This window comes from Pseudomonas sp. K5002 (genome assembly GCF_013386655.1).
Taxonomy (GTDB): Bacteria; Pseudomonadota; Gammaproteobacteria; order Pseudomonadales; family Pseudomonadaceae; genus Aquipseudomonas.
This window is the reverse complement of record NZ_JACARK010000203.1, coordinates 1-12,839: the sequence shown is the minus strand read 5'-3', so window position 1 is coordinate 12,839 and position 12,839 is coordinate 1. Positions and strand designations below refer to the sequence as shown.

The 12,839-nt window shown below is 61.2% G+C and carries 13 protein-coding genes; 7 read left to right on the top strand and 6 right to left on the bottom strand.

The window, feature by feature from the left end:
• Together HX846_RS11375 and HX846_RS11370 are read left to right on the top strand one after the other, a co-directional pair.
• Positions 1 to 1,205, top strand: a 1,205-nt coding sequence (locus HX846_RS11375; protein WP_178965404.1) for a DEAD/DEAH box helicase, incomplete at its 5' end; no start/stop codon positions are given.
• A 195-nt stretch (positions 1,206 to 1,400) separates the two neighbouring features.
• A complete protein-coding gene (locus HX846_RS11370; protein ID WP_238544249.1) occupies positions 1,401 to 1,928 on the top strand; it encodes a hypothetical protein in 528 nt (175 codons plus the stop codon).
• A 43-nt stretch (positions 1,929 to 1,971) separates the two neighbouring features.
• Here HX846_RS11370 and HX846_RS11365 read toward each other — a convergent pair whose 3' ends face one another.
• Positions 1,972 to 3,216 (bottom strand): TIGR03862 family flavoprotein, encoded by a 1,245-nt coding sequence (locus HX846_RS11365; protein WP_087693558.1) that lies wholly within the window; start codon positions 3,214 to 3,216, stop codon positions 1,972 to 1,974.
• 172 nt (positions 3,217 to 3,388) lie between these two features.
• Positions 3,389 to 4,309: a histone deacetylase gene (locus tag HX846_RS11360; RefSeq protein WP_008436610.1), complete on the bottom strand. Its 921-nt coding sequence runs from the start codon at positions 4,307 to 4,309 to the stop codon at positions 3,389 to 3,391.
• 76 nt (positions 4,310 to 4,385) lie between these two features.
• On the opposite strand from HX846_RS11360, the gene HX846_RS11355 reads away from it, so the two are divergent.
• From HX846_RS11355 to HX846_RS11345, 3 genes are read left to right on the top strand one after another with little or no spacing between them, the layout of a single operon-like run.
• A complete protein-coding gene (locus HX846_RS11355; protein ID WP_003215518.1) occupies positions 4,386 to 4,955 on the top strand; it encodes a GNAT family N-acetyltransferase in 570 nt (189 codons plus the stop codon).
• A 41-nt stretch (positions 4,956 to 4,996) separates the two neighbouring features.
• A complete protein-coding gene (gene tesB / locus HX846_RS11350) occupies positions 4,997 to 5,866 on the top strand; it encodes an acyl-CoA thioesterase II (RefSeq protein WP_003215520.1) in 870 nt (289 codons plus the stop codon).
• The gene (locus HX846_RS11345) at positions 5,863 to 6,450 is read left to right on the top strand and encodes an HAD family hydrolase (protein WP_178965403.1); all 588 of its coding nucleotides are present in this window, start codon (positions 5,863 to 5,865) and stop codon (positions 6,448 to 6,450) included. Before tesB ends, HX846_RS11345 begins: the two co-directional genes overlap by 4 nt.
• A gap of 134 nt (positions 6,451 to 6,584) precedes the next feature.
• On the opposite strand, the gene HX846_RS11340 is transcribed toward HX846_RS11345, so the two are convergent.
• The 3 genes from HX846_RS11340 to HX846_RS11330 form a co-directional block, all read right to left on the bottom strand.
• Positions 6,585 to 7,562: a hypothetical protein gene (locus HX846_RS11340; RefSeq protein WP_087693556.1), complete on the bottom strand. Its 978-nt coding sequence runs from the start codon at positions 7,560 to 7,562 to the stop codon at positions 6,585 to 6,587.
• Positions 7,563 to 8,453: a neutral zinc metallopeptidase gene (locus HX846_RS11335; RefSeq protein ID WP_003215526.1), complete on the bottom strand. Its 891-nt coding sequence runs from the start codon at positions 8,451 to 8,453 to the stop codon at positions 7,563 to 7,565. It lies immediately after the preceding gene.
• A gap of 115 nt (positions 8,454 to 8,568) precedes the next feature.
• A complete protein-coding gene (locus HX846_RS11330) occupies positions 8,569 to 8,985 on the bottom strand; it encodes a hypothetical protein (RefSeq protein WP_008436613.1) in 417 nt (138 codons plus the stop codon).
• A gap of 186 nt (positions 8,986 to 9,171) precedes the next feature.
• Here HX846_RS11330 and HX846_RS11325 point away from each other — a divergent pair, with 186 nt between their 5' ends.
• Positions 9,172 to 10,050 carry a DMT family transporter gene (locus tag HX846_RS11325; RefSeq protein WP_003215531.1) on the top strand — a complete coding sequence of 293 codons (879 nt, stop codon included), beginning with the start codon at positions 9,172 to 9,174 and terminating at the stop codon, positions 10,048 to 10,050.
• Between the two features lie 5 nt (positions 10,051 to 10,055).
• Here HX846_RS11325 and HX846_RS11320 read toward each other — a convergent pair whose 3' ends face one another.
• Positions 10,056 to 11,390 carry an MFS transporter gene (locus tag HX846_RS11320; protein ID WP_003215533.1) on the bottom strand — a complete coding sequence of 445 codons (1,335 nt, stop codon included), beginning with the start codon at positions 11,388 to 11,390 and terminating at the stop codon, positions 10,056 to 10,058.
• A gap of 254 nt (positions 11,391 to 11,644) precedes the next feature.
• Here HX846_RS11320 and HX846_RS11315 point away from each other — a divergent pair.
• A partial coding sequence (locus tag HX846_RS11315) for a sugar phosphate isomerase/epimerase and 4-hydroxyphenylpyruvate domain-containing protein (RefSeq protein ID WP_178965402.1) occupies positions 11,645 to 12,839 on the top strand: 1,195 nt, incomplete at its 3' end.

The following is a 12,839-nucleotide window of genomic DNA, read 5'->3' as shown; positions in this document are numbered from 1 at the left end:
CCCAGACCGGCACCGGCAAGACGGCCGGTTTCGCCGTGCCGCTGCTGCAACTGCTGACCATGGAAGGGCCGAAAGTCAGCGCCAACTCGGTGCGCGCGCTGATCCTGTGCCCGACCCGCGAACTGGCCGAGCAGGTTCATGCGAGCGTCGCCGAGTACGCCCAAAACGTGCCGCTGACCACTTACGCCGTGTACGGCGGCGTGAGCATCAACCCGCAGATGATGAAGCTGCGCAAAGGCGTTGATGTGCTGGTCGCCACCCCTGGTCGCCTGATCGACCTGTTCCGCCAGAGCGCGCTGAAGCTCAACCAGCTGCAAACCCTGGTGCTGGATGAAGCCGACCGCATGCTCGACCTGGGCTTCTCCGAAGAACTGGCGAACATCTACCGCATGCTGCCGAAAAAGCGCCAGACCTTGCTGTTCTCCGCAACCTTCTCCGACGAGATCCGCCAGTTGGCCGGGCAGATGCTCAACGACCCGCTGACCGTCGAAGTCAGCCCGCGCAACGTCGCCGCCAACACCGTCAAGCAGTGGGTGGTGCCGGTGGACAAGAAGCGCAAGGCCGAGCTGTTTGTGCACCTGATGCGCAAGGGCCGCTGGAAGCAGGTGCTGGTGTTCGCCAAAACCCGTAACGGTGTGGACGCGCTGGTGGAAAAACTCCAGGGCCTGGGCATCAATGCCGACGGGATTCACGGCGACAAGCCACAAGCCACGCGCCAGCGTGCGCTGGATCGCTTCAAGAGCAGCGACGTGCAGATCCTGGTGGCCACCGACGTGGCGGCCCGTGGCCTGGATATCGAAGACTTGCCGCTGGTGGTCAACTTTGACCTGCCGATCGTGGCCGAGGACTACATCCACCGCATCGGCCGTACCGGTCGTGCGGGCAACACCGGTGAGGCGATTTCCCTGGTGTGCGCCGATGAAGTGAACATGCTGTCGGCCATCGAGATGCTGACCCGTCAGACGTTGACCCGGAAGATGGAGCAGGACTTCGAACCGGAGCACCGTGTGCCGGATACCGATGCCACTGGCCAGGTGGTGAAGAAGCCGAAAAAGCCGAAGAAACCCAAGGCTTCGGGCGGCGGTGGTGGCAAGCGTAACCTGGGCAAGTGGGTGGACAGCGGGGAGGCGACGCCGGTCGAGCCTTCGATCAAGCCAGTGCGTAAGGTGCCCGTGTTTAACACCGGGCCGCGGAAAAAGAAGTAGGGCTTGTTGGTTATCAAGTAAACGCATAGTGACTACCGTGAGCGGAGCAATTCCGCTCGCGTCAAGTTGTGCCTCGTCATCCTTGATGAGTTATTGCTTGTGATTTGGATATTTTTTGTAATTGTCGCCGTGTTTAAGTGCTGGAACTTAAAATGCTTCATTTCCACTGAGGTTGAGTCAGAAACTGATTTCTGAATGACGAACTTAGATGGAGATGTAGATATGGCTGTGTTTTTAGTACCTTTTGTTTTGCCGGTCCTGGCGGCGGCGGGCATTATCGGCGGCGTTGTTGTAGACGGCGAAATCAAGAAAGGCAAGGCCGCTGACGAGAAAGCTTTCAAGCAGGTAGAGTTGCGTGTGGCCGAATTAAGGTCCCGGGTTGAAGACCATGCGGCGCGCGGCGAGTATGGGCAGGCAATCCATTCGTTCAGAGAGTTGATGTCGTTGTATGAGGCTAATTATTCGATCAGTCCTGAGATAAGGGCGCCATTGGATAAGTATCTACAGGATATGCTTTATACCAGTCAGGAAGAGGGCCAGAAACTCAGCTACGCCTTCAAGCAGGAATGGAACGATTTGAAACACGGCGATCCTTCCAGACTCTTCAGTGCGTATTCAGGTTATATAGAAAATCTGAAAATTTTACTGCCTGAAGAGGATGCTTTCCTGCAGAAGCAAGTAACAGCTTTTAAACGTGCCTATCCCGATCTAACAGCCAGTTGAGTCAGAGGTAACTTTGCTGCCGGGCGGTGATGGGGTGAGTGGGTCATGCCGGGGTGGCCGGCCTCAACCACTCAAGAACACCGCGCCCTGCCGCCTGCCCGCTGGCAAAACACCCCGTCAGCAAATACCCGCCCGTCGGCGCTTCCCAGTCCAGCATCTCGCCTGCGCAAAAAACGCCCGGCAATTGCTTGATCATCAAGCGTTCATCCAGCGCCTCAAACGGCACGCCGCCTGCGGTACTGATGGCTTCATCCATTGGCCGGGTTTTCACCAGCGTCAGCGGCAGCGCCTTGATATCCACCGCCAGTTGCGCCGGATCATTGAAGTGCTCCGCCGGTGACAGCTCGCGCAAAAGCGCCGCCTTCACCCCATCCAATCCCAACTGACTGTGCAAATGCTTGCTCATCGAGCGTGAGCCGCGCGGCTTGCTCAGCGCTGCGATCACCTTGTCCAGTGGCTTACTCGGCAACAGGTCAATGTGCACCGTGGCCGATCCATCCCGGTTGATCGCCTCACGAATCGGTGCCGACAACGCATAGATCAGGCTGCCTTCGATGCCCGTGGCGGTGACCACACATTCCCCCAGCCGTGGCTTGTCGTCTGCCAGGCCAATGGCGACGTTTTTCAGCGGTGCCCCGGCGAATTTGCTGACCATCAACTCGCTCCAGGCCGACACCTCGAAGCCACAGTTGCTCGGTTGCAACGCCGCGTAAGGCACGCCTTTGTCTTCCAGCAACTTCAGCCACGCCCCATCCGAGCCCAAGCGCGACCAACTGCCGCCGCCCAAGGCCAGCAACACTGCATCACCGCGTACGCTTTTTTCGCCCTCGGGGCTGTGGATAAGCAGGCTGCCATCGGCATTCCAACCCAGCCAGCGATGGCGGGTGTGGATAACTACGCCCTGGTCGCGCAGGCGCTTGAGCCAGGCCCGCAGCAGCGGGGCGGCTTTCATGTCAGTAGGAAACACCCGGCCGGAGCTGCCGATAAAGGTTTCAATCCCCAGCCCGTGTATCCATTCGCACAACGCATCGGCACCGAACTGGCGCAGCAACGGCGCCATGCACGGCGCCCGTTCGGCATAGCGCGCCAGAAACGCCGGGTAAGGTTCGGAATGGGTGATGTTCATGCCGCCCACGCCCGCCAGCAGGAACTTGCGGCCTACCGAGGGCATGCCGTCGTACAGGTCGACCCGGATCCCGGCCTGGCTCAACACTTCGGCGGCCATCAGCCCGGCCGGGCCGCCGCCGATGATGATGACGTGTTGAGATGGGGTTTGAGTCTGGGGCATGGGGATAACTGCGGTTCGGCAAAGTAGGCCGAGCATTCTACCCGAGGATGCTCATGCTGCCTGATCAAAAAACATACAGCCTTCTGCAGGCCAGGCGGCTTATGGCCTGCAGGGGCTTTCACTCAGGTTATCCACAGGCAGTTCCACAGCGATTGTGGGTAACGCGCATAACTCAATGACAGCCTGATGACGTCCAGACGCGCTGCGCGCTGTGGTGCAGGATCCCGTGGCGACGGGCCAGGGCAGGACGGTCTTTGCTGTAGCCGCCGCCGATCACCCCGACCACCGGAATATCGCGGCCCAGGCAGTGGCGCATCACGCTTTCATCGCGGGCGGCGACGCCTTGGTCTGTCAGCTTGAGGTAGCCGAGGGCGTCGTCCTTGTGTACATCCACGCCGGCGTCATACAGCACCAGGTCGGGCTGATACAGCGGCAGCAGGTAGTTGAGGGCATCGTCGACCACCTTGAGGTAGTCCGCGTCGCCCATGCCCATCGGCAGCGGGATGTCCCAGTCGCTTTGCGCCTTGCGCGCGGGGAAGTTCTTTTCGCAGTGCAGGGACACGGTGATTGCATCCGGGGTGTCGTGGAGGATGCGTGCGGTGCCGTCGCCCTGGTGCACGTCGCAGTCGAAGATCAGCACCCGGTTGACCCGCCCGCTGGCCAGCAGGTAATGGCTGATCACGGCCAGGTCATTGAAGATGCAGAAACCCGCCGGGTAATCGTAGTGGGCGTGGTGGGTGCCGCCGGCCAGGTGGCAGGCCAGGCCGTGTTCCAGGGCCTGCTCGGCGGCCAGCAACGAACCGCCCACCGCGCGCACGGTGCGCCGGGCCAGGGCTTCGCTCCAAGGCAGGCCAAGGCGCCGTTGGTCTTCGCGCGACAACTCGCCGCTCATGTAGCGTTCGATATACCCAGGTTCATGGGCCAGGGCCAGAATCTCGGCGGGGCAGAGTTCCGGGCGCAGCAGTTGGCTGTCCCGTGTCAGGCCGCTCTCCACCAGATGGTCACGCAACAGGCGGAATTTATCCATGGGGAAGCGGTGGTCTGCCGGGAACTCGGGGCTGTAGTCGTCGTGGTAGATCAATGGCAAGGGCATGGCGATTTCTGACGGGAACCAGCGACGGATCTTAACAGCGCGTTACACTCACGCACATGGCAAGGGAGGGGGACCAATGGAGCCGATACTGCAATTGGAAAGCGCACGCCTGGTGCTGCGCCAATGGAGCGATGCCGACTTGCCGGAGTTTGCGCGCATGTGCGCCGACCCGCAGGTGATGCGGTATTTCCCGGCCACCTTGAGCCGCCTGGAAAGTGCTGCGCTGATCGGGCGTATTCGCGGCCATTTTGCCGAGTACGGTTTTGGCCTGTGGGCCTTGCAGCGCAAGGACAGCGGCGAGTTCATCGGCCTCACCGGCTTGCTGAATGTGAGCTTCGAGGCCCCGTTCACTCCGGCGGTGGAGATCGGCTGGCGCCTGGCCAGGGAACACTGGGGCCTGGGTTACGCCAGCGAAGCCGCCTGGACTGCCCTGCGCTGTGGTTTCGACCGGCTGAAGCTGGACGAAATCGTTTCGTTTACCACTGAAGCCAATCTGCCATCACAAAAAGTCATGCAGGCCATCGGTATGCATTACGATCCCTTGGCAGATTTTGAACACCCCAAGGTCGCAGCCGATGACCCCTTGCGGCATCATGTGTTGTATCGCATCACCCGCGCCCAATGGTTGGACACGCTGCACGGATAAGCAGCCCGGAATGCCCAATAGATTGTTGTAGGAGATGCTCTATGAGCCAAGTGTTGGAAGATCTGGTGGACCTGCTGACCCTGGAACCGATCGAGGAAAACCTCTTTCGCGGCCGCAGCCAGGACCTGGGCTTTCGCCAGCTGTTCGGCGGCCAGGTGCTCGGCCAGTCGCTGTCGGCGGCCAGCCAGACCGTTGAAGAGGCGCGGCATGTGCATTCGTTGCACGGTTACTTCCTGCGCCCCGGCGATGCGGCGTTGCCGGTGGTGTATTCGGTTGACCGGGTGCGCGATGGCGGCAGTTTCAGCACGCGCCGGGTGACGGCGATCCAGAAGGGCAACCCGATCTTCACCTGCAGCGCTTCGTTCCAGTACGACGAAGAAGGCTTCGAGCATCAGACCACCATGCCCGTGGTGGTCGGCCCGGAGAACCTGCCGTCGGAGCTGGAGCTGACCCAGCAGCGCGCGCACCTGATTCCCGAGCACATGCGCGAAAAGCTGCTGTGCCCCAAGCCAATCGAAGTAAGGCCGGTGACCGAGAAAGACCCGTACAACCCGCAGCCGTCCGACCCGGTCAAATACGTGTGGTTTCGTGCGGACGGCGCCCTGGCCGACTCGCCGGCGCTGCACAAATACCTGCTGGCCTACGCTTCGGACTTCGGCCTGCTGACCACCTCGCTGCTGCCCCACGGCAAGACCGTGTGGCAGAAAGACATGCAAGTCGCCAGCCTCGACCACGCGCTGTGGTTCCACGCAGACCTGCGTGCCGATGACTGGTTGCTCTACGCCATGGACAGCCCATGGGCCGGCAATTCCCGTGGGTTCTCCCGGGGCAGCGTGTACAACCGCGCCGGACAACTGGTGGCATCGGTCACCCAGGAAGGCTTGATTCGTCATCGCAAGGACTGGGCATGAGCCTCAGTGATGTGAAGCACTGGGTGTTCGACATGGATGGCACCCTGACGGTGGCCGTGCATGATTTTGCGGCGATCCGCGTGGCCCTGGATATTCCGGCGACTGACGACATTCTTACGCACCTGGCGGCGTTGCCCGCCGATGAAGCAGCGGCCAAGCATGCGTGGTTGCTTGCGCATGAGCGTGAGTTGGCGCTGGGTTCGGTGGCGGCGGAGGGGGCGGTGGAGTTGGTGCGGGAATTGGCCGGGCGGGGTTATCGCCTGGGCATCCTGACGCGCAATGCGCGGGAGCTGGCCCATGTGACATTGCAGGCGATTGGCCTGGCGGACTGCTTTGCAGCCGAGGATGTGCTGGGGCGTGATGATGCGCCGCCCAAGCCTGACCCGGGTGGTTTGTTGAAGCTGGCGCGAGCGTGGGAAGTGGCGCCGCAAGAGATGGTGATGGTCGGTGATTACCGGTTTGATCTGGATTGCGGGCGGGCGGCGGGGACCAGGACGGTGTTGGTTAACTTGCCGGAAAACCCGTGGCCGGATCTGGCGGATTGGCATGCTGAAGATTGCGCGGTATTGCGCCGGATGATTTAGTCCGGTCGATGAAAATCCAATGTGGGAGCGGGCTTGCTCGCGAATGCGGTGTGTCAGTCAATACATAGGCTGACTGATCCACCGCATTCGCGAGCAAGCCCGCTCCCACATTTTTGATCCGGTTTCTTCAGTGGTTATTGGAACAGTACTTTCTGCCCTTCAGGCGACGTAAACATCTTGTCCCCGTCATGCCCAACCCCCGGCACTTCCACCAGCTTGTGGCCCAACTGCGGGTGCCGCTGCTTGAGGTAGTCAAAATAATTGTGCCCGCGAATCAAGCGATACGCACCCTGGGTTTCAGCGCCGCAGCTCTTGTCCAGCGCCGGGTGATTCGGGTCGGTGTCCTGCTGGCCCAGCAAGTAAGTGACATTACGCGAAACGTAAGCCTGCTCCAGCTGCTCGGCACTTTGCCCCTTGGCGTAGGCCGGCAGGTTTTGCATGCCGTACTTCCAGTCGTTGAAGCCCGGGCAACTGGCAACATCGAATTTCACCGGACGCTGTGGGCTGAAGTACGCGTAGGACGACGGGTTGGCCACCACATAACGCAGGCTGATGCCCTCGGTTTGCAGCAGCGGGTGATCATGCCCGGTCAGCGCAAAACGCTGCACCACCTGGCCGCCACCGGAATGGCCGGCCACCACGATTTCCTTCAGGTTCGGGAACAGCTTGCGGTTGCCCAGGTGCTTGATGATCTGGTCCAGCGCGCCGTAGGAGCTGATCTGGCCCGGGCCTGTGGACGGCTCGCCGGCCATCCAGTCGTTACTGTTCCAGCGCAGGGTCTGGCTGTCGATCTGGTTGCGCTTGAGGTCGGTCTGGTTGAGGAACTGTGGCGCAATCACCAGGGTATTGGCGTTTTGTCCTGCGGCTTCGGCCGCTTTTTCGCCGCTGTCCAGATAGGTCATCGCGTTGCGCAGGCGACCATGCACGATGATCAGCGCGCGGGTAACTTGAGGCAGCGGCTGGCGCCAGTCCTGGCTCAAGCCGACGCTCAGGTCGCCGGCATCCAGGTGAAAACGATCGGGACTGACCACCTTGACGCCATGTTCGGCAGCCCAGGTGGAGGAGGAACAGGTGATCAACAAACCTAACAGCAGACCCAGTCGTTTATTCATTTAAAGGCTCTTGGCGGTAAAGGTGTCGCATTGAGTGATCTGGCCCTGGGCGAAGCCGGTCTTGAACCAGCGAACCCGCTGTGCCGAGGTGCCGTGGGTAAACGAGTCAGGCACCACGCGGCCCTGGCCCTGTTGCTGCAAGCGGTCATCGCCAATCGCGTTGGCCGCATTCAGTGCTTCTTCAATGTCGCCGGGCTCCAGCCAGTTCAGGCGCTTTTGCGCGCGGTTGGCCCACACCCCGGCGAAGCAGTCGGCTTGCAGCTCCTGGCGCACCAGCAGGCCGCCGTCGCCTTGCATCTGCCGGCCTTGCTGGCGGGCTGCCTGAATCTTCGCCGAGATGCCCAGCAGCGTCTGCACGTGATGTCCGACTTCATGAGCGATCACGTAGGCCTGGGCGAAGTCGCCGGCGGCCTTGAAGCGCTGGGACATTTCCCGGAAGAAATCCAGGTCCAGGTATACCTGTTGGTCTGCCGGGCAATAGAACGGCCCGCTGGCGGACGTGGCGCCACCGCAGGCGGAGTTCACCCGGCCGCGGAACAGGATCAGTTTGGGGTTCTTGTAGGTCAGGCCGTTTTCCTGGAACACCTGGGCCCAGGTGTCTTCGGTGTCGCCGAGTACGGCGCGCACGAAGTCGGCTTGTTCATCATTGGCCGGCGGCGCCTGGCGGGTTTGCGGGCTAACGGAGGGCGCTTGCTCGGTGAGCTGGCCGCTGAGTTGCCCGAGGATCTGCATCGGGTCCTGGCCGGTCAGCCAGCCGATGCCGACGATCAGCACGATGGCCGTAAGGCTCAGGCCCTTGCCACCCCCAAAACGCATGCCACCGCCACCACCGCCGCTGTCATCGCGGGCGTCTACCACGTTGTCGCTGCGTCGGCCTTTTTTCCATAGCATGTGGCAATCCTCTTTATGAACCTGCAGCTCAGTGTTGTTGGTGTGTAGGGTTGGCGCCAGTCCGGCTGTCTGACGATGCTAAACGCTGCGTCGTCCGATCTGTATGAAGCTTGTGTCAGTCGCGGCAATACCCTTCGCCGGTGTCGACGATCAGGCAGTCCTTCTTGTCGGCCAGCCATTTCAGGCCAGTGGCTTCGCCGTCGCCAGCGCTCAGGATCTGCGGGCCGTCCGGGCGTTCAAAGGTGATGCCGTCTTCGGATGCCTGGCCCTTGAAGGTGCCGGAATCGTCGTCATCCAGGCCGTATTTCATGGTCAGTACATAGTGGCCGCGGCCGATGCTGTCGTCCTTGGCGATGGTCAGGTTCAGGCCTTCGACGCCAATCCACTTGCCGACCCATTTGTCGGTGGGCAGCACTTGCGGTACCAACGTTGCCTGGACAGACGGCGGGGCGGGCGCCTTGGCGGTCTCGGCTTGCTTGTCGCAGGCGCTGAGCAGCGTCAGGGTCGAAAGAATCAACAGGGTTTTTTTCATGGTGAGAAAGCCTTGGTTAAAAAACGCGCAGTGGGCGGGGCGGCGTGAAGCGTTGGACTGGAAAACCGCAATTTAGTGCGCTGTTCGAACAGTGTTTGGTTATGCTCTTGAGCGAGGCGCTTTACCCGTTCTAGATTATGCCGCGGTATGCGGCGGTCATTTCAGCCTGCCACTCAAGAGAATGCAATGACCCTCAGTACCCCACTTTCCGGCGTCAACCACCCGCTCAAAGGCATTTTGCTGATTGTGGTGGCGACCTTTCTGTTTTCCAGCCACGACGCGCTGTCCAAATACCTGGCCGGGTTCTACCCGATCGTGATGGTGGTGTGGGCCCGCTACCTGGTGCACACGCTGTTGATGGCCGGGATCTTCCTGCCGCAATCGGGCCTGCGGGTACTGCGCAGCAAACGCCCTTTACTGCAAGTGGCGCGGGCGTTGTGCCTGCTGGGCACCAGCCTGTTCTTTACGGCGGCGCTGCACTTTATCCCGTTGGCCGAAGCCACGGCGGTCAACTTTCTTGCGCCGATCCTGGTCACCGCGTTGTCGGTGCCGCTGTTAGGCGAACACGTGACCCGCGGCCAATGGCTGGCGGTGATTTGCGGGTTTATCGGGGTGCTGATCATTGTGCACCCGGGCGGTGAGCTGTTCACCCCCGCGGTGTTGTTGCCGCTGACGTCGGCGTTGTTCTTCTGCTTCTACCAACTGCTCACCCGCATCCTCAGCAAGTACGACACCCCCACCACCAGCAACTTCTTCGCCGGGTTGTGCAATACCTTGGTGATGAGCGCCTTGGTGCCGTTCTTCTGGCAGGTGCCGAGCCTGTGGCACGGGGTGCTGATGCTGGCGCTGGGCACTTGCGGGATGACCGCACACTTGATGCTGACCCAGGCCTTCCGCTTCGCAGCGCCAGCCCTGCTGGCGCCGTTCGGCTATTGCCAGATCGTGTTTGCGGGGTTGTTGGGCTGGCTGGTGTTCAACCACACCCCGGACCTGACCACCGTGGTCGGGATCGGGGTGATTTGCCTGAGCGGGTTGGCCGCTGCCTGGCAGCAGCGGCGCAGGTAGGAAACTCAGACCTCGACGGTCGGAATCTTGCGCGGCGCCATGAAGTACATCCAGATCAGCGCGATGAAGTACATCGCCGGAATCAGGGTGAACAGCACGGTGTAGTTGTTGTTGGTCACGGTCAGGATATGGCCGACGATTTGGGTCATGAACATCCCGCCGATGGCCGCGCACATGCCGCCAAAACCAAACACCGTACTCATCATGTGCTTGGGCGTGTAGTCCATCACCAGGCTCCAGATGTTGGCGGTCCAGGCCTGGTGCGCGCCGATGGCCAGGGAAATCGCAAACACCGCGACCCACAGGTGGCTGGAGCCGGCGGCCATGATCACTCCGACGATGCAGCAGGCAAACAGCAACATCGACAGCAGCCGCGCCTTGATCGGGTTCATCCCGCGTCCGATCAGGAACGAAGACAGGATCCCGCCGCCGATGCTGCCGAAGTCCGCCGTCAGGTAAATGATGATCAGCGGGATGCCCATCTGGGTCACGTTGATGCCCAGGTTGTATTGCTGATTCAGGAACGGCGGCAGCCAGTACAGGTAGAACCAGAACACCGGCGCGGTCATTGAATAGGCGAGGGCGAAGGCCCAAGTGCCGCGCATCCGCAGGATCCGGCTGAACGGTACGCGGGGTTGTTCCGGTTCGACTTCCTGTTGCACGTAGTCCAGTTCCGATTGCTTCACGCTTGGATGGTCTTCCGGGTTGTAGTACTTCAAGCCCCAGAGCACCAGCCAGATCCCGCCCAGTGCCGACATGCACAGGAACGCCGCCTGCCAACCCCACACGTGGAGGATCAGCGGCAGCAGCATCGGCGTCATCATCGCGCCGACGTTGGTGCCGGCGTTGAAGATCCCGGTGGCCACGGCACGCTCGCCAGCGGGGAACCACAGGCGGGTGGTCTTGACGCAGGCCGGGTAGTTGGCGGCTTCGGTCAGCCCGAGAATGAACCGGCAGACCATAAAGCCCACCGCCGAGGTGGCCAGGCCGTGGGCGCCAGTGGCCAGGCTCCACAGCAACACCGCGCAGAAGAACACGCGCTTGACGCCGACCCGGTCGATCAACCGGCCTTGCAGCACAAAGCCGATGGCGTAACCCACCTGGAACCAGAAGTTGATGTTGGCGTAGTCCATCGCCGTCCAGCTCATTTCCTTGGCCAGGATCGGTTGCATCACGCCGAGGGCGGCGCGGTCGATGTAGTTCAGGGTGGTGGCAAAAAACACCAGGGCCAGCATGCCCCAGCGGGTTTTACCGACAGCCATGGCGCCACGGATTTTGTCACCGATGCCGCTATGGGGATTGCTGTGGCCCACGGCCACGGCGGGATTTTGCGAAGGCATGAGGAAGTACCCGTTTTTTTGAAATTTTTATGGTGTGTTCAGGGTCTTGGTTAACCGAGGCCGCTCAATGGAAGCGGGGCTCAATGTGCTGTCGATGGTGCGCAGCGGCTAAAAAATCGTCAATTCGCCGATTGCCATTCTGTTCGATAATCGCCCATAAAACTAACCGGTTCGTACATTTCAATTGCTGTGATGAACCTGGCGGCCAATAATTTGCCGTAAACAAGACATGCCTCAATGCCGGGAGTCGCCCCATGCAACGCTCCATCGCCACCGTTTCCTTGAGCGGAACCTTGCCGGAAAAACTCGAAGCCATCGCGGCTGCCGGGTTTGATGGCGTGGAAATCTTCGAAAACGATCTGCTGTATTACGACGGCAGCCCGCGTGAAGTTAGGCAAATGTGCGCCGACCTCGGCATTGCCATCACCTTGTTCCAGCCGTTCCGGGACTTTGAGGGCTGCCGCCGCGACCGCCTGACACGCAACCTGGAGCGGGCCGAGCGCAAGTTCGACTTGATGCAGGAGCTGGGCACCGACCTGGTGTTGGTGTGCAGTAACGCGTCAGCCGATTCCGTGGGCGATGAAAGCATTCTGCTGGATGACCTGAGCCTGCTGGCCGAACACGCTGGCCGCCGGGGCTTGCGCATCGGCTATGAAGCGCTGGCCTGGGGCCGGCACGTCAACACCTGGCAGCAGGTGTGGAACCTGGTGCGCAAGATCGATCATCCGAGCCTGGGCGTGTTGCTCGACAGCTTCCACACCCTGTCTCTCAAGGGCGACCCGAGTGCGATTGCCGAGATTCCCGGCGACAAGATTTTCTTTGTGCAGATGGCCGATGCGCCGATCCTCGCGATGGATGTACTGGAATGGAGCCGGCATTTCCGCTGCTTCCCAGGCCAGGGCGAGTTCGACCTGGCGGGCTTTCTCGCCCCGATCATCAAGAGTGGCTACACCGGGCCGTTGTCCCTGGAAATCTTCAACGACGGCTTCCGCGCCGCGCCGACCCGGGCGAATGCCGCCGACGGCCTGCGCTCGCTGCTGTACCTCGAAGAGAAAACCCGCCAGCGATTGGAGCAAGAAGCGACGCCGGTCCCCGAGATCCTGTTTGAAACCCCGGCCGCCAGCGAATACGACGGCATCGAATTCCTGGAATTTGCCGTGGATGAAAACCTCGGTGCCAAGCTCACTTCATGGCTGGAGCGCCTGGGCTTCGTCAAGGCCGGGCAGCATCGATCCAAGAGCGTCAGCCTGTTGCGCCAGGGCGATATCAACCTGATCCTCAATTGCGAACCCTATTCCTTCGCCCATAACTTCTTCGAGGCCCACGGCCCGTCGTTGTGCGCCACGGCGATCCGGGTAAAGGACAGCGCCAAGGCCCTGGAGCGAGCGGTGGCCTACAAGGGCCAGCCGTATCGTGGGCTGGTCGGCCCCAACGAGCTGGAGCTGGCAG

Coding starts and splice junctions, on each gene's coding strand:
- HX846_RS11370 (WP_238544249.1), top strand. CDS start 1,401: ATGACGAACTTAGATGGAGATGTAGATATGGCTGTGTTTTTAGTACCT.
- HX846_RS11365 (WP_087693558.1), bottom strand. CDS start 3,216: ATGCCCCAGACTCAAACCCCATCTCAACACGTCATCATCATCGGCGGC.
- HX846_RS11360 (WP_008436610.1), bottom strand. CDS start 4,309: ATGCCCTTGCCATTGATCTACCACGACGACTACAGCCCCGAGTTCCCG.
- HX846_RS11355 (WP_003215518.1), top strand. CDS start 4,386: ATGGAGCCGATACTGCAATTGGAAAGCGCACGCCTGGTGCTGCGCCAA.
- tesB (WP_003215520.1), top strand. CDS start 4,997: ATGAGCCAAGTGTTGGAAGATCTGGTGGACCTGCTGACCCTGGAACCG.
- HX846_RS11345 (WP_178965403.1), top strand. CDS start 5,863: ATGAGCCTCAGTGATGTGAAGCACTGGGTGTTCGACATGGATGGCACC.
- HX846_RS11340 (WP_087693556.1), bottom strand. CDS start 7,562: ATGAATAAACGACTGGGTCTGCTGTTAGGTTTGTTGATCACCTGTTCC.
- HX846_RS11335 (WP_003215526.1), bottom strand. CDS start 8,453: ATGCTATGGAAAAAAGGCCGACGCAGCGACAACGTGGTAGACGCCCGC.
- HX846_RS11330 (WP_008436613.1), bottom strand. CDS start 8,985: ATGAAAAAAACCCTGTTGATTCTTTCGACCCTGACGCTGCTCAGCGCC.
- HX846_RS11325 (WP_003215531.1), top strand. CDS start 9,172: ATGACCCTCAGTACCCCACTTTCCGGCGTCAACCACCCGCTCAAAGGC.
- HX846_RS11320 (WP_003215533.1), bottom strand. CDS start 11,390: ATGCCTTCGCAAAATCCCGCCGTGGCCGTGGGCCACAGCAATCCCCAT.